Source organism: Kitasatospora sp. NPDC054795, assembly GCF_053611565.1.
The window spans coordinates 14523-29758 of record NZ_JBSHAP010000114.1 but is presented as its reverse complement, the minus strand read 5'-3'; the positions used below and the strand labels follow the sequence as shown (position 1 = coordinate 29758).

Here is a 15236-nt window from a genome sequence, read left to right as displayed (position 1 = left end):
GGGACTCCTGCGGCCCTCGGCGCACGGCCGGACGGGGGTCGTCGCCCGGTCAGGCGGTGCGGTCCAGGTCGCCGCGCAGCACCGGGTGGGCGAAGGGGCTGCCGTCCGCGTAGCGGGCCAGCTCGTCCGCCGCCGCGGCCGCCATCCGCCGCAGTTCGCCGCCGAGCGAGCCGGCGACATGCGGGGTGAGCAGGACGTTGGGCAGGTCGTAGAGCGGCGAGTCGGCGGGCAGCACCTCCGGGACGGTGACGTCCAGGACCGCGTGGAGGCGGCCCGAGACCAGCTCCTCGACCAGGGCGTCCTGGTCGATCAGCGACCCGCGGGAGGTGTTCACCAGCGTCGCCCCGTCGCGCATCAGGGCGAGCCTGCGGCGGTCGATCATGTGCCGGGTGCCGGGCAGTTCGGGCGCGTGCACGCTCACCACGTCGCTTCGCCCGCACAGTTCGTCGAGCGTCACCGAGCGGGCGCCCAGCGCGGCCGCCTCGGCCTCGTCCACGTACGGGTCGTGGAGCAGCAGCTCCAGGTCGAAGGGGCGGAGCAGTTCGAGGACCCGCCGCCCGATCCGGGAGGCACCGACGATGCCCGTGGTGCGCCGGTAGTTGCCGGCTCCGGGGTAGGCGGCCTGCCAGTCGTGCGGGGCCCGCCGTTCGCGGTAGTCCGCGCTGAGCCTCAGCACCTGCTTGTTGGCGAACAGCACATTGGCGACGGTGTACTCGGCGACGGGCAGGGCGTTGGCCCAGGCAGCCGAGGAGACCTGGATACCGCGCTCCCAACAGGCGTCGGTGACATGGTGCTTGACCGATCCGGCGGCGTGGACGACCGCGCGCAGCCGGGGCGCGGCGGCGAGGACGGCCTCGTCGAGCGGGGGGCAGCCCCAGCTGCTGACGATCACCTCGGTCTCGGCGAGGACGGCGGCCGCCTCGGGGCCGGTGAAGTCGTCGACGACGAACACCGGGTCGAGTCGGGCGAGAGTGGTGAGCCGCTCCATGGTCTCGTCGTCGACCAGCCGGTCGACGAGGTCCGGGGTCATGGCCAGCAGGGCGCGCGGGCGCCGGCGCGGCGCGTCGGGTGAACTCCCGGTCGCAGCGGTCGGGTTCGGCGGATTGGACACGTGGTTCTCCGGCGCGGTCGTGAAGTTGGCGGTCTGGTGGGTCACTTGACGCTTCCCGCGGTCAGTCCGGCCTTCCAGTGGCGCTGGAGTGCCACGAACGCGACGACCAGCGGCACGACGGCCAGCAGCGAGCCGGTGACGACCAGCGGGTAGAACTCGGGGAACGCGTGGGTCTGGGTGTTCCACGCGTAGAGGCCGAGGCTGACCGGGAAGAGCCTGTTGTCGGAGAGCATCACCAGCGGCAGGAAGAAGTTGTTCCAGATCGCGGTGAACTGGAACAGGAACACCGTGACGAAGCCGGGCATGACCATCCTGAGCCCGATCGACCAGAAGGCGCGCAGCTCGCCCGCGCCGTCCGTGCGGGCGGCCTCCAGCACCTCGCCGGGGATGTAGCCGGCGCAGAACACCCGGGCGAGGTAGACGCCGAAGGGGTTCACCAGGGAGGGCAGGAAGACCGCCCAGAAGGTGTTGGCGAGGCCGAGTTCGGAGGCGAGCAGGTACATCGGCAGGGCCAGGGCCGTGGTCGGCACCAGCACGCCGAGCAGGACCAGCCCGAACAGCTTCTCCTTGCCGGGGAAGGCGTACACGTGGAAGGCGTAGCCGGCGCCGACGCAGACGAGGGCGCAGAGCAGCGCCCCGACGCCCGCGTAGAGCAGCGAGTTGAGGTACCAGCGGAAGTAGATGCCGTCGCCGGTGGTGGCGAGGGCGTGCAGGTTGGCGCCGAGGTTCCAGTTGGACGGGGTGAGGCCGTGGCCGCCGAGGAGGTCGCCGGTGTTCTTGGCGGCGGCGGTGACCAGCCAGCCGAGCGGCAGCAGCGTGTAGGCGGCCGCCAGCACGAGGGCGCCGTTGACGGCGGCCCTGGACAGCGTCCAGGGGGTGCGCGGGGTGCGGTCGCGGCCGGTCCGGGGGGCGCGCGGGCGCCGACGGGTGTCGCGTTCGGGGGCGAGGGTGGTCATGCCGAGTCCTCCGTCCGGCGGGCGGGGCGGGTGCGGGTCGCCCAGGTGACGAGGAAGGACAGGACGGCCGCGGTGATCGCGAGCAGCACCGAGGAGGCGGCGGCGAGGCCGTAGTCGCCGCGGTCGAAGGCGGCGGTGTAGGCGTACATGTTGGGGGTCCAGGTGCTGATGACGCCGGGTGAAGCGCCGTGCAGGATCATCGGTTCGGTGAACAGTTGGAGGGAGCCGATCACGGTGAACAGGCCGACCATCACGATCGAGGCGCGGATCAGCGGGATCTTGATGCTGAGGACGGTGCGCAGCGGGCCGGCGCCGTCCACCACCGCGGCCTCCAGCACCTCGCGGGGGACGGCCTGGAGCGCGGCGTAGAAGATGACGGTGTTGTAGCCGACCCACTCCCAGAGCGCGATGTTGACCACGGCGGGCAGCGGGTTGCCGAGCAGGTCGGGGCTGCTCCCGGCGGAGTTCAGCGCCTCGATGACCGGGCTGATGCCGGGGGTGTACAGGTACATCCAGATCAGGGCGGCGATGATGCCGGGCACCGCGTGCGGCAGGAACAGCGCGAGCTGGAAGAAGCGGCGGGCGCGGGCCAGCGTGGAGTCCAGGAGCAGCGCGAGCGCCAGGGACAGGCCGACCATCAGCGGGATGTACAGCAGGCAGTACAGGGCCGTGGTCCGGAAGCCGTCGAGGAAGGCCGGGTCGCCGAGGGCGCGGGTGTAGTTGCCGAGGCCGGTGAAGACCGTCTCGACGCCGCCGAAGCCGAGGCCGGAGCGGTGCTCCGTGTAGAGGCTGAGGTAGAGGGCGTACCCGATCGGGACGAGAGTGCAGGCGGTGAAGAGGATCAGGAACGGCGCGAGGAGCACGGCCGGCGCGCCGTACCGGCCGGACCGGCGCCGCCCGCCGGTGGGGCGGGCGGGCGCGGTGCGGACGGCGCGGTCGGTCGGGGCGGTGGTCACTGGGCGACCTTGATTCCGCGGTTCTTCAGCTCGGCGACGGTGGCCTGCTGCGCGGCGTCCACGGCGGACTGGACGGTGCCGCCCTGGGTGAGCTTTCCGAAGGCGTCCTTGAGGGAGGTGTTGGTGGCGCCCATGGCCGGGCCCCACTGCCAGCCGGGCTTGATGGACTTGGCGGCGTCGGCGTAGATCGCGTAGACGTCCTGGCCGCCGTAGAAGTCCGTCTTGAAGGCGGCCTGGGCGACGGACACCAGGGCCGGGGCGGCCGGGTAGGCCGAGGAGGTGCCGGAGGCGATGCGGGCGTTGAAGCCCTCGGGCGTGCTGGTGGCCCAGGTGGCGAACTCCACCGCGGCCTTGGCCTTCTTGCTGTTCTTGGAGACCGCGAAGGTGGTGCCGCCGACCATGCCGCTGGCGGGGTTGCCGTCCCAGGTGGGGACGGGGGCGACGGCCCACTTGCCGGAGGCGTCGGGGACGGTGCCCTTGAGCACGCCGCCGCCCCAGGAGGCGCCGAGGTAGCCGGCCGTCTCGCCCTTCTGCAGGGAGGCCGTCCACTGCTGGCTGAAGGACGGCATGACCCGGACGAGGTCGTCGTTGATCAGCTGCTGCCAGTAGTCGCCGACCTTCCTGCTCTCCGGGCCGGTGGCGTCGACCTTCCAGGCGTCGCCCGAGCTCGTGAACCAGTGGGCGTCGGCCTGCCAGGCCATGGCCTCGAAGGTGGTCGGGTCGTCGGGGAAGAAGGTGGCGATCCGGGCGTCCGGCTGGGCCTCCTTCAGCTTCCGGGCGGCGGTGCGGAATTCGTCCCAGGTCTTCGGCGCGGTGATGCCGGCCTTGTCGAAGAGGTCCTTGCGGTAGTAGAAGGCCTGCGGGGAGGCGTCCAGCGGCAGGGCCCAGGTGGTGCCGCCGAGGGTGGTCAGCTCCAGGGCCTGGTTCAGGTACTTGGCCTTGACGCCGTCCGTGACGAGCTTGCCGATGTCCTGCACGGCGCCCTGGCTGACGAAGTCCGGCAGCTGCGAGTACTCGACGTTGAACACGTCGGGCGCGTTGCCCGCCTTGACCGCGTTGGAGATCTTGGCGTAGCCGCCGGCGACACCGGAGGGGATCTCCTCGTAGGTCACCTGGATGTTCGGGTGGGTGGCGTTGAAGGCGGCCACGACCTCCTTGGTGCCCTTGGCCCAGCCCCAGAAGGTGAGGGCGACGGGCTTGCCGTCCTCGGCGCCACCGCTCGACGAGTCGCTGCCGCAGGCCGCGAGGGACGTCATGCCGAGGGCGGACGCGACGAGGGCGGCGGCCAGACGGGGGGCTCTGCGGACACGGGTGGGGGTGGTGGACATGGCTCGTCTCCCGGTGGAGGGGGTGTGCGGGGTGGGGCCATCCTGGGACCGCACTTCGATCGAAGTCAAGGGTTCTGGATCAAATGATCCGCTTCGATCTGGCATACCTCGCAATGTTCGGGCTTCTTTACGGGAAAGCACCCTTTCCGTGATGTTTTCCCCTGTCATCTCGGATCATTTGATCAATATCATGGACGATCGATCTGGGTTCCGCCCGGATCCGATCCCCCGCCACCGACCGAGGAGCCCCGGCATGCCCCCGATCGAGCTACCCCCCGAAGACCGCTCGCTCAGCCCCCTCACCGGCTGGACCAGGGCCCACTGGGAGGCCGCGGCGGACGGCCTGCTGGTCGCCGTCCGCCGCCACGCGGGCCCCGAACACGCCCTGATCGCACTGCCCGGCGACCGCCCCAGCTGGTCGGGGCCCCGCTCGGACGGGCTGGAGGGGTACGCCCGGACGTTCCTGCTGGCCGCCCTCCGCGTCGCGGGCGCCCGGGGCGACGACCCCCACGGACTGCTCCCGGCCTACGCCGAAGGGCTCGCCGCCGGCACCCGCCGCCCCACCGCCGAACGCGACCTCACCGACGCCGACCCGGTCTCCTGGCCGGTGATCACCGACCGGGGCCAGGCCATGGTCGAGGCCGCCTCGATCGCCCTGGCCCTGCGGATCACCCGCCCCTGGCTCTGGGACCGCCTGGACGAGGACGTGCGCGCCCGGGCCGGTGCCTGGCTGGCCCAGGCCCTCCACCGGGCCCCGGTGGACAACAACTGGTGGCTCTTCCCGCTGACCGTCGGCGGCTTCCTCGCCGAGGCGGGCATCGACGCCGCGGCCGCGGAGCGGGCCGTGGAACGCGGCCTGGCGAGGATCGAGACCTGGTACCGGGGCGACGGCTGGTACACCGACGGGCGCCCGCGCGCCTTCGACCACTACAACGGCTGGGCCTTCCACCTCTACCCCGTCCTCCACGCCCACCTGGGCGGCGACCGGCACCTGCTCGACCTGTACGGCGGCCGGCTCGCCACCCACCTCGACGCCTGCGCGCACGCCTTCGGCGCCGACGGCGCCCCCGTCCACCAGGGCCGCTCGCTCACCTACCGCTTCGCCGCCGCGGCCCCGCTGTGGGCCGGAGCGCTCTGCGGGAACACCCCGCTGTCCGCGGGCACCACCCGCCGCCTCGCTTCCGGCGCCCTGCGGTACTTCCTCGACCGCGGCGCGCTCGACGCCGAGGGCCTGCTCACCTCCGGCTGGCACGGGCCGTACCCGCCGATGGTCCAGCCGTACTCCGGGCCCGCCTCCCCGTACTGGGCGGCCAAGGGCTTCCTCGGACTGCTGCTGCCGCCGGAGCACCCGGTCTGGACGGCCGTCGAACAGCCCGGACCCGCCGAACTCGGCGACGCCGTCCGGCCGCTCCCCCGCCCCGGCCGGCTGATCCAGTCCACCGCCGCCGACGGCCTCGTCCGGCTGCACAACCACGGCAGCGACGACCAGCCCGCGGAGGAGGTGCTGCCCGACGACCCGCTCTACGCGCGCCTCGCCCACTCCACCGCGACCGGCCCGGTCCTGGACGGACCGCCGGACAACCACTTCGGCCTGATGGTCGGCGGCACGCTCACCGAGCGCGGCCGGATCCGGCCGCTCGGCGCCGGCGACGGCTGGGCCGCCTCCGAGCACCGGCCCCGGGCGGGCGGCGCGGAACTCCCCGGGGTCGTCGTGACCTCGCTCGTCCTCGCCGCCGGGGCCGAGGAGGTGCACGCCCACCTGGTCGCCGGGGCCGAGCCGGGCACCGAGGTCCGGCACAGCGGCTGGGCGGTCGCCGGGGACTCCGTCGAGACCGCCGTGGACGGGCCGCTCGCCACCGCCACCGCCACCGGGCCGGACGGCCTGCCGCTCGTCTCGCTGCTGCGCTGCGCGAGCGGCTTCACCAGCGCCGGCACCGACCCGCTGCCCTCGGGCACCGCGTTCGGCGCCGTCGGCGCGGTACCCCGGGTCGCCGGGCGGACCGCCGACCCGGCCGCGCTGTTCGTCAGCACCGCACGGCTCGCCCGGGGCCCGGTGCGGCCGCCCCGCGCGGCCGTCGAGGTCCGCACCGAACGGGCCCCGCGGGGCCACCTGATCCACGTCCGCTGGCCGGACGGCGGGCGGCACACCGCCCTGCTCGCCACCGGCTCCGTCACCGTCCGCCGGGAGGACTGACCACCGTGCGACTCGCCCTCTCCACCCTGGGCCTGCCCGGCCGCCCGCTCACCGAGGTCCTCCGGCTGGCCGCCGAACACCACTGGCAGGGACTCGAACTGCGGTGCGCGCCCGGCGAACCGGTGCACCCCGACCTGACGGCCGGGGAACGGCGAAGCGCCCGGCGGGAGTTCGCCGCCCACGGGATCACCCCGCTCGCCGTGGCCTGCTACCTCGGCGTCGCCGCGCCGGGCGACGACGACCGGCTGGCCGCCGCCCTGGCCGACCACCTCCGGCTGACCGCCGACCTCGGGGCGCGCCATCTGCGCGTCTTCCCGCACGGCGCGCGGTCCGCGCCGGGCGAGGACGACCGGCGGGCCGCCCGGCGGCTGGCCGCGGCGGCCGACACCGCCCGCTCCCTCGGCGTCCGCATCCTGCTGGAGACCCACGACTCGCACCGCTCCGGGCGCGACGTGGCGCGCGTGCTCGACCTGGTCGGGCATCCGGCCGTCGGCGCGCTGTGGGACCTGCTGCACACCCGGCTGGCCGGCGAGAGCCCGGCGCAGAGCCTGGCCGCGCTCGCGCCCCACCTCGGCTACGTCCAGGTCAAGGACGTCGCGAGCGACGACGACCTCACGCCGATCGCGCTCGGGGCGGGCGTGCTGCCGATCGCCGAGTGCGTGCGCGCCCTGCCGGCGGACTGCTGGGTGTCCTGGGAGTACGAGGCGCCCTGGTACCCGGCCGCCGCCCCGCTGCCCGGGCTGCTGGGCCCCGGCGCGGCCTACCTCGCCCGGCTCGCGGCCTGAGGCCGGGGCGGGCCGGGCGGCGTGGCCGGGACGCCCCGGGGCTCCGCCCGGCCGCGCCTCAGCCGGCCGCGCCCGCGCCCCCGCAGGAGGTGCGGATCTCCAGTGAGGGCAGCAGTTCGAGGCGGTGCACGGGCAGCGAGCCGCCGAGGTCCAGGCGGCGCAGCAGCAGCTCCACGGCGGCCGCGCCCACGGCCCGCTTCGGCGGCGCGACAGCGGTCAGCGGCGGCGCGGCGAGGGCCGCGAACACGTCGTCGTACGCGATCAGCGCCACGTCGTCCGGCACCTGGAGGCCCCGGGCCCGCAGCAGCGGCGGCAGCTGGATGGCGTCCTGGTCGTTGTGGACCAGCACGGCCCGCACACCCCGGGCGGCGGCCTCGGCGATCCGCTCGGCGACGGCCTCGGAGTCGACGCCGGGGCGGCGGATGTCGATCACCGGCTGCGGCTCCAGCCCCAGCAGCGCCGTCCCCTCGGCGTAGCCGGCCCGGACCTGGTGCGCCGTCCAGGTGTCCTCCCGGGCGACCAGCAGCACCGAGCCGTGCCCGAGCGAGACCAGGTGGCGCAGGGCCAGCAGGACGCCGTGCCGGTGGTCCGAGCCGACGGAGTCCAGCGGCGCGCCCTCGCCGTCGGCGGGCGGGCGGCGCTCGACGAGCACGGCGGGCACCGGGAGCCCACCGGTCCACAGCCGGTCCTCGCCGCCGGCCGGACGCCAGTTGGGGGTCAGGAGCAGGCCGTCCACCCCCGAGTCGAGCAGCTGCCCGACCTGGGCGCGGTCGTCGGCCGACTCGTAGGGGGCGATGGCGAGCACCAGGCGCGCACCGGCGTCCGCGGCGGCCGAGCGGGCGCCGCCGACCACCTCGTCGAAGTACGAGCCGACGGTGGGGACGAGCATGCCCAGGACCCGGTCGGCGCCCTCGGTCGCGGTGGGCTTGGCGCGCGGCAGCGAGACGGCGCCGTGCGAGCGCTGCAGCAGCCCGTCGTCGGCGAGCACCGCCACGTCGCGGCGGACGGTGACGGCCGAGAGGCCCATCCGGGCGGCGAGGTCCACCACGCGTACCGTTCTGAGGTCGCGCACGACCTCGAGGATCCGGGACCGACGCTCCTCGGCCGTGATGGTCATGGCTTCCTCCTGCGTGCCCCGTGCCCCGTGCCGCACGGCATCTGATCAATCTGGCTCGTTCAATCGAAATTCGATCGAACGAACACAGATGTGCCGAGTCGATCAGACCCACCGTACCGGTCGGCCGATCGTCCGGTCAGGCCATCCCGCGTTCCCGGCCTGCGAAAACCTGACCGAACCGCCCGAACCGCCCGAACCGCCCGCCCACCGGGCGTCCGGCACCGTCGCCCGGCCGGCCGCTCCCCCGTTCACCGCTCCCGCGCAGGCGCCGCCCCGGTGCTCCCCCGCAGCACGACCTCGGTCGGCAGGGCCAGCCGGACCGGCCGCCCGCCCCCGTCGGACTCCAGCGCCAGGGTGACGGCACTCGCGCCGAGCCGCTCCAGCGGCATCCGCACCGTCGAGAGCGCCGGCGCCACGTCCGCTGCGAACGGGATGTCGTCGAAGCCGGCCACGGACATCCGGCCGGGCACGTCGACCCCCCGCGCGCGCAGTTCGCCGAGCACGCCGATCGCGCAGACGTCGGACAGCGCCAGCACGGCGGTCGGCCACTCGGCCTGCGGGCGGTCGAGCAGCCGCCGCACCGCCTCGCGGCCCCCGGCACGGGTGAACTCCACGTGCTGGAGGGCCCCTTCGGCCGGCTCGACGCCCGCCTCGGCGAGCGCCTCGCGCACCCCGGCGAGCCGCTCCATCGGGACCCGCAGCCGCTCCGGCCCGGTGATCACCGCGAACTCGCGGTGCCCCAGGCCGAGCAGAGCCCGGGTCAGGTCGGCCGCGCCCGCGCGGTTGTCCGGCAGGACGGCGTCGTAGCCGGGGCCGTGGTCGGTGATGGTGGCGATCCGTCCGCCGTCCGCCCGGTAGTCGGCGAGCGCCGCGTCGACGGCCCGCACGGCGGCCGGGTCGGTGTGGGCGGAGCCGGCCAGGACGATGGCCCGCACGCGCTGGCCGTGCAGCATGCGGACGCCCCGCACCTGCGTCTCCGGCTCCCCGTCCGTGTTGATCACCAGCGGGAGCAGCCCGGCCCGCCCGGCGGCGTCGGAGACTCCGCGGGCGATGGCCGCGAAGTACGGGTCGGCCACGTCGTGCAGGAGCACGCCGACGTTGGCCGTGGTCGCCCGGGCGAGCGCCTGGGCGGGAGCGTTCGGCAGGTACCCGAGGGCGTCGGCGCTGGCCCGGACCTTCGCGGCCAGTTCCCCGCCGACCGTCCGGGCCGAGCCGTTGAGCGCCCGGGAGGCCGTCGCGAGCGAGACCCCGGCGTGACGGGCGACCTCACTGAGGGTGACACCCATCGACCGTTCCCCGCTTTCCTCCGCCACCTGCATTGACGTGCGAAGCATATCTCCATAACCTCCGGGAAAGCGCTTTCCCCTTGCCGGCACCGACCGCACAGGACGCAGAGGACCACGCATGCCCCAGAGAGTGACGCAGAGAGTGATCGGCGTCGTGATGAACGGCGTCACCGGCCGGATGGGCTACCGCCAGCATCTGGTGCGCTCGATCCTGGCCATCCGCGAGCAGGGCGGACTCGCCCTGGAGGGCGGCGACACACTGTGGCCCGAGCCGATCCTGGTCGGCCGCGGCGCCCGCAAGCTCAGGGAACTGGCGGACCGCCACGGCCTGACGCACTGGACCACCTCACTGGACGAGGCACTGGCCCACCCGCTCGCCGAGATCTACTTCGACGCCCAGATCACCCGGGCCCGCGAGCCGGCCCTGCGCACCGCCATCGCGGCCGGCAAGCACGTCTACACCGAGAAGCCGACCGCGGAGTCCCTCGACGCCGCACTCGAACTGGCCCGGCTGGCCCGGGAGGCCGGGGTGTGCAACGGCGCCGTGCAGGACAAGCTCTTCCTGCCCGGCCTGCTCAAGCTCAAGCGACTGGTGGACGGCGGCTTCTTCGGCCGCATCCTGTCGGTGCGCGGCGAGTTCGGCTACTGGGTGTTCGAGGGCGACTGGCAGGACGCGCAGCGCCCCTCCTGGAACTACCGCGCCCAGGACGGCGGCGGCATGATCCTCGACATGTTCCCGCACTGGCGGTACGTGCTGGACCAGATCGTCGCGCCCGTCCGCTCGGTGTACGCGCACACCGCCACCCACATCCCCGAGCGGGTCGACGAGCAGGGCCGGACCTACCCGGCGACGGCCGACGACGCCGCCTACGGCGTCTTCGAGCTGGAGGGCGGGATCACCGCCCAGATCAACTCCTCCTGGGCCGTCCGGGTCGACCGCGACGAGCTGGTGGAGTTCCAGGTCGACGGCACCGAGGGCAGCGCCGTCGCCGGGCTGCGCAACTGCCGGATCCAGCACCGGGCCACCACCCCGAAGCCGGTGTGGAACCCGGACCTGCCGGCCACCGAGCGGTTCCGCGAGCAGTGGCAGCAGGTTCCGGACAACGGCGAGTTCGACAACGGCTTCAAGGCCCAGTGGGAGCTCTTCCTGCGACATGTCGTCACCGGCTCCCCGTACACCTGGGACCTGCTGGAGGGCGCCAAGGGCGTCCAGCTGGCCGAACTCGGCCTGCGCTCCGCCCGCGAGGGCCGCCGCCTGAACGTTCCCGCCCTGGAGATCCGATGACCGAGCTGAACCTTCCCGGCCACGGCCGCCACCGGCTGAGCGCCCCCGAGCCGCTGGAGATCCCGGCGCACCCGCCGAAGGAGCGCACGGCCTTCGCCGCCGCGCACGTCGTCGCCGACCCGCTCGGCGGCAACGCCCCCGGTGCCCCGGCCGCCGTCGACTGGGACGCCACCCTCGCCTTCCGCCACCACCTCTGGTCCCTCGGCCTCGGCGTCGCCGACGCCATGGACACCGCCCAGCGCGGCATGGGCCTGGACTGGGCCGCCACCCGGGAGCTGATCGTCCGCTCCGGCGCGGAGGCCCGCGCCTTCAGGGAGGCAGCGCGAAGCGCTTCGGACAAGGGTGGTGGCGGGCGACGGGAGGGAGGCCGGCTCGCCTGCGGCGTCGGCACGGACCAGCTCACCGGCCCGGCCGCGAGCCTCGCCGAGATCACGGCCGCCTACGAGGAGCAGCTCGCGGTGGTCGAGGAGGCCGGCGCGCAACCCGTCCTGATGGCCAGCCGCGCCCTGGCCGCGCGGGCCCGCGGGCCGGAGGACTACCTCCAGGTCTACGGCCGGCTGATCGCCCAGGCCGGTCGGCCGGTGATCCTGCACTGGCTCGGCGAGATGTTCGACCCGGCGCTGGCCGGCTACTGGGGCTCCGCCGACCCGGACACGGCCACCGCGACGGTGCTCGCGCTGATCCGGGAGCACCGCGCCGGCATCGACGGCATCAAGGTCTCCCTGCTCGACGCCGAGCGGGAGATCGCCCTGCGCCGCGCCCTGCCCGAGGGCGTCCGGCTCTACACCGGCGACGACTTCGACTACCCGCGGCTCGTCCGCGGCGACGGACTCGGCCACAGCCACGCACTGCTGGGCGTCTTCGACCCGATCGCCACCCGCGCCGCGGCCGCGCTGCACGCCCTGGACGCCGGGGACCTCGACCGGTACGACGCGCTGCTCGCCCCCACCCTCCCGCTGGCCCGCCACCTGTTCGCGGCGCCGACGTACCACTACAAGACGGGCATCGTGTTCCTCGCCTGGCTGGCCGGCCACCAGAGCCACTTCACCATGGTCGGCGGGGCGCAGAGCAGCCGTTCCGTCGTCCACCTGGTGAAGCTGTTCCGGCTGGCGGACGCCGCCGGGGTGCTGCCCGATCCGGAACTGGCGGCGCACCGGATGCGGCGGTTCCTCGCGGTGGCGGGGGTGGAGGCGTGAACCGGCTCTCGCTGAACCAGATCACCACCAAGGGCTGGAGCCTGCCGGAGGCGGTGCGCAGCTGCGCGGCGGCCGACGTCCCGGCGATCGGGCTCTGGCGCGACAAGGTGGAGGAGGTCGGCGTCGCGTCCGCGGCCAGGCTGGTCCGCGAGGCGGGACTGGCCGTCAGCAGCCTGTGCCGGGGCGGCTTCCTCACCGCCGAGGGGCCGGACGCCCACCGGGCGGCGCTCGCCGACAACCTCCGTGCCCTGGAGGAGGCGGCCGAACTCGGCACCGACACCCTGGTGATGGTCGTCGGCGGGGTGCCTGCGGGCAGCCGCGACCTGGCCGGGGCCCGGGAGCGGGTCGCCGAGCGGCTGGCCGAACTCGCCCCGTACGCCGGTGACCTGGGCGTACGGCTGGCGATCGAACCGCTGCACCCGATGTTCTGCGCCGACCGGGCCGTGGTCTCCACCCTCGGCCAGGCCCTCGACCTGGCCGAGGGCCACCCCGTCGAGCAGGTCGGCGTCGTCGTCGACAGCTACCACGTGTGGTGGGACCCGGACCTCGCCGCGCAGGTCGCCCGGGCGGGCGCCCGGATCGCCTCGTACCAGGTCTGCGACTGGACGCTGCCGCTGCCCGCCGACGCCCTGCTCGGCCGGGGCCACGTGGGCGACGGCCACATCGACTTCGGGGCGCTGACGGCCATGGTCACGGCCGCCGGCTACACCGGCTGGATCGAGACCGAGATCTTCAACCAGGAGATCTGGGACACCCCCGGGGAGCAGACCCTCGCGACGGTGGTCGAGCGCCACCGGGCCCACGTGGTGGGCGGATGAGGGTCGTCCTCGCCCCGGACTCCTTCAAGGGGACGGTCACGGCGACCGACGCCGCCCGGGCGCTGGCCGACGGCTGGCGCTCGGTGCGGCCGGGCGACGAGCTGATCGCGCGTCCGATGGCCGACGGCGGCGAGGGCACCATCGCCGCCGTCGCGGCCGCCCTGCCCGGCACCACCGAGCACGAGGTCCCCGGCTGCACCGGCCCCGACGGGCGGCCGGTCACCGGGCGGTACGCGCTCCTGCCCGACGGCACCGCGCTGGTGGAACTCGCCGTCGCCAGCGGGCTGCCCCTGATGTCCCGCCCCGCACCGCTCACCGCGACCACGCGGGGCACCGGCGAGACCGTCGCGGCGGCCCTCGACGCGGGCGCGCGCCGGCTGGCGGTCGCCCTCGGCGGCTCCGCCTCCACCGACGGCGGCAGCGGCCTGCTCGCGGCGCTCGGCCTGCGGCTGACCGACGCGCGGGGCCGGGCGCTCCCCGACGGCGGCGGAGCACTGCCCCGGGCCCACCGGGTCGACGTCGCGGGCCTGCGCCCGGCGCCGCCCGACGGTGTGGTGCTGCTCACCGATGTCACGAATCCGCTGCTCGGCCCGGACGGCGCCGCCGCCGTCTACGGCCCGCAGAAGGGCGCGGACCCGAACGAGGTCGCCCTGCTCGACCAGGGCCTCGCCCGGCTCGCCGCGCTCCTCGGCGCGGACCCGGCGCGGCCCGGCACCGGTGCGGCGGGCGGCACCGCCTACGGCCTCGCGGCCGCCTGGGGCGCCGTCATCCGCCCCGGCGCCGCCGCCGTCGCCGACCTCCTCCGCCTCGACCGGGACATCGCCGCGGCGGATCTGGTGATCACCGGTGAGGGCCGGTACGACGCGACCAGCCTGCGCGGCAAGGCGGTCGGCGAGGTCCTCGCCCGGGCCGCCCGGGCCGGCGTCCCCGCCCGGATCGTCGCGGGCGAGTCGGCCGACGACCAGGTGCTGACCCTCGCCGCGCTCGCGGGCGGCCCGGCCTCGGCCCGGGAGCACGCCCGCACATGGCTGGCCCGCGCCGGCGCCCGGCTCGCCGACGACGCGGCGGGCTGAACTCCCGCCGTCCGGGCCCGGTCCCCACGCGCTCGGCGCGAACGGGCCGCCCGGGTCACCCGCCCGGCACCACGTTCGCCGGCGGCAGGCCCTCGAAGAAGGCCACCGCCTCCTCCCGCCAGTGCGGGCGCCAGCTCTCGGCTTCGGCGCGGGCCGCGTCGGCGCAGCGGCGCATGTCGGAGCGGAGCCTCCGGTCCACGCCCAGCCGTCGGGCCAGCTCTCGGACCTGTTCGACCGCGTCGGCCGGGCAGTGCGGGTCGCCGAGCGCGGACTCCACCACGGCCCGCTGCGCCTCGTCCGCGGCGGTGAGCAGGGCGCTCACGGCGTAGCTGCGGCGTCCCGCGCGGAGGTCGGCGCCGGTGGACTTGCCGGTGGCGTCCTCGTCGCCGAACAGGTCGAGGTAGTCGTCGCGCAGCTGGCCGCCGATGCCGACCAGGGTCGCGTACCGGCGCAGCCGTGCGTCGTGGCCGGCCACGTCCTCGCCGGCGGCCAGCAGCCCCAGCCGCAGCGGGGCGAGGACGGAGTACCGGGTCGACTTGTACTCGCAGACGGCGTGCAGGAACTCCTCGTCCGGGAGCGGCAGGAAGTCGCGTTCGAGGTCGAGGATCTGGCCGGCGACCGTCTCGGCGCCGGTGTTCAGCTGCACCTCCAGCATCGCCTGGCGCAGCTCGGCGGGGACGTCCGCCTCCAGTAGGACCCGCATCGAGAGGAAGGCGGCGAGGTCCCCGGCCAGGACGGCCAGGCCGAGCGCGGTGCGGTCCGCCGCCGGGAACTCCCGGCGGTAGGCGTAGTACGTGGAGGGGCCGCCGCGGCGTACGGGCGCGTCGTCGATGATGTCGTCGTGGACGAGCCCGTGCGTCTGGAGCAGCTCGATGCTCAGCGCGGCCTCCGCCAGGCCGGGCACGGGGTCGGTGGTCACCAGCCGGGCCGCCTCGTACAGCAGGGCGACCCGCAGCCGCTTGCCGCCGCGCAGGGAGAGGTCCCGCAGCAGCTCCAGGCAGCGCGGGGTGAAGCGGCTGAGCGACGGCGTGTCGAGGCGCTCCGGCAGGGCGGCGAAGTAGGCCTCGAAGCGGAGGTCGAACCGGCGCCGGTGTCCGGCGGCTCGTTCGCGGGCGGCTGCCATGATCGTCT

The 15236-nt window shown here is 75.0% G+C and carries 13 protein-coding genes; 6 read left to right on the top strand and 7 right to left on the bottom strand.

The annotated features are described in order from the left end of the window. Positions 1-49: 49 nt before the first annotated feature. From ACWGJO_RS31950 to ACWGJO_RS31935, 4 genes are all read right to left on the bottom strand, one after another. Entirely contained in the window at positions 50-1030 is a 981-nt protein-coding gene (locus tag ACWGJO_RS31950) for a hydroxyacid dehydrogenase (RefSeq protein WP_452189096.1), read from the bottom strand. Between the two features lie 122 nt (positions 1031-1152). Next, a complete protein-coding gene (locus ACWGJO_RS31945) occupies positions 1153-2067 on the bottom strand; it encodes a carbohydrate ABC transporter permease (protein ID WP_452189091.1) in 915 nt (304 codons plus the stop codon). Then, positions 2064-3023: a carbohydrate ABC transporter permease gene (locus ACWGJO_RS31940; RefSeq protein ID WP_452189089.1), complete on the bottom strand. Its 960-nt coding sequence runs from the start codon at positions 3021-3023 to the stop codon at positions 2064-2066. The genes ACWGJO_RS31945 and ACWGJO_RS31940 overlap by 4 nt, the downstream gene beginning before the upstream one ends. After that, positions 3020-4351, bottom strand: a complete 1332-nt coding sequence (locus tag ACWGJO_RS31935) for an ABC transporter substrate-binding protein (protein WP_452189087.1) — start codon at positions 4349-4351, stop codon at positions 3020-3022. Before ACWGJO_RS31935 ends, ACWGJO_RS31940 begins: the two co-directional genes overlap by 4 nt. A 253-nt stretch (positions 4352-4604) precedes the next feature. Between ACWGJO_RS31935 and ACWGJO_RS31930 the strand changes: the two genes are divergently transcribed. After that, a complete protein-coding gene (locus tag ACWGJO_RS31930) occupies positions 4605-6545 on the top strand; it encodes a DUF2264 domain-containing protein (RefSeq protein WP_452189085.1) in 1941 nt (646 codons plus the stop codon). Between the two features lie 5 nt (positions 6546-6550). Continuing rightward, positions 6551-7330 (top strand): sugar phosphate isomerase/epimerase family protein, encoded by a 780-nt coding sequence (locus tag ACWGJO_RS31925; protein ID WP_452189083.1) that lies wholly within the window; start codon positions 6551-6553, stop codon positions 7328-7330. A 58-nt stretch (positions 7331-7388) separates the two neighbouring features. On the opposite strand, the gene ACWGJO_RS31920 is transcribed toward ACWGJO_RS31925, so the two are convergent. Beyond that, positions 7389-8447: a substrate-binding domain-containing protein gene (locus tag ACWGJO_RS31920; RefSeq protein ID WP_452189081.1), complete on the bottom strand. Its 1059-nt coding sequence runs from the start codon at positions 8445-8447 to the stop codon at positions 7389-7391. 248 nt (positions 8448-8695) lie between these two features. Next, positions 8696-9733: a LacI family DNA-binding transcriptional regulator gene (locus ACWGJO_RS31915; protein WP_452189079.1), complete on the bottom strand. Its 1038-nt coding sequence runs from the start codon at positions 9731-9733 to the stop codon at positions 8696-8698. 118 nt (positions 9734-9851) lie between these two features. Between ACWGJO_RS31915 and ACWGJO_RS31910 the strand changes: the two genes are divergently transcribed. Genes ACWGJO_RS31910 through ACWGJO_RS31895 form a run of 4 tightly spaced genes read left to right on the top strand, consistent with a single transcriptional unit; the run spans position 9852 to position 14105 of the window. Next, positions 9852-11018 (top strand): Gfo/Idh/MocA family protein, encoded by a 1167-nt coding sequence (locus ACWGJO_RS31910; protein ID WP_452189077.1) that lies wholly within the window; start codon positions 9852-9854, stop codon positions 11016-11018. Continuing rightward, positions 11015-12214, top strand: coding sequence for a dihydrodipicolinate synthase family protein (locus ACWGJO_RS31905; protein ID WP_452189075.1), 1200 nt, complete (start codon positions 11015-11017; stop codon positions 12212-12214). Before ACWGJO_RS31910 ends, ACWGJO_RS31905 begins: the two co-directional genes overlap by 4 nt. Next, positions 12211-13032, top strand: a complete 822-nt coding sequence (locus ACWGJO_RS31900; protein WP_452189074.1) for a sugar phosphate isomerase/epimerase family protein — start codon at positions 12211-12213, stop codon at positions 13030-13032. Before ACWGJO_RS31905 ends, ACWGJO_RS31900 begins: the two co-directional genes overlap by 4 nt. Continuing rightward, on the top strand, positions 13029-14105 hold the full coding sequence (locus ACWGJO_RS31895; protein WP_452189072.1) for a glycerate kinase: 1077 nt from the start codon (positions 13029-13031) through the stop codon (positions 14103-14105). Before ACWGJO_RS31900 ends, ACWGJO_RS31895 begins: the two co-directional genes overlap by 4 nt. Positions 14106-14160: 55 nt before the next feature. Here the strand turns inward: ACWGJO_RS31895 and ACWGJO_RS31890 are convergent, their stop codons facing one another. Continuing rightward, the gene (locus ACWGJO_RS31890) at positions 14161-15228 is read right to left on the bottom strand and encodes a polyprenyl synthetase family protein (RefSeq protein ID WP_452189095.1); all 1068 of its coding nucleotides are present in this window, start codon (positions 15226-15228) and stop codon (positions 14161-14163) included. Positions 15229-15236: the final 8 nt, after the last annotated feature.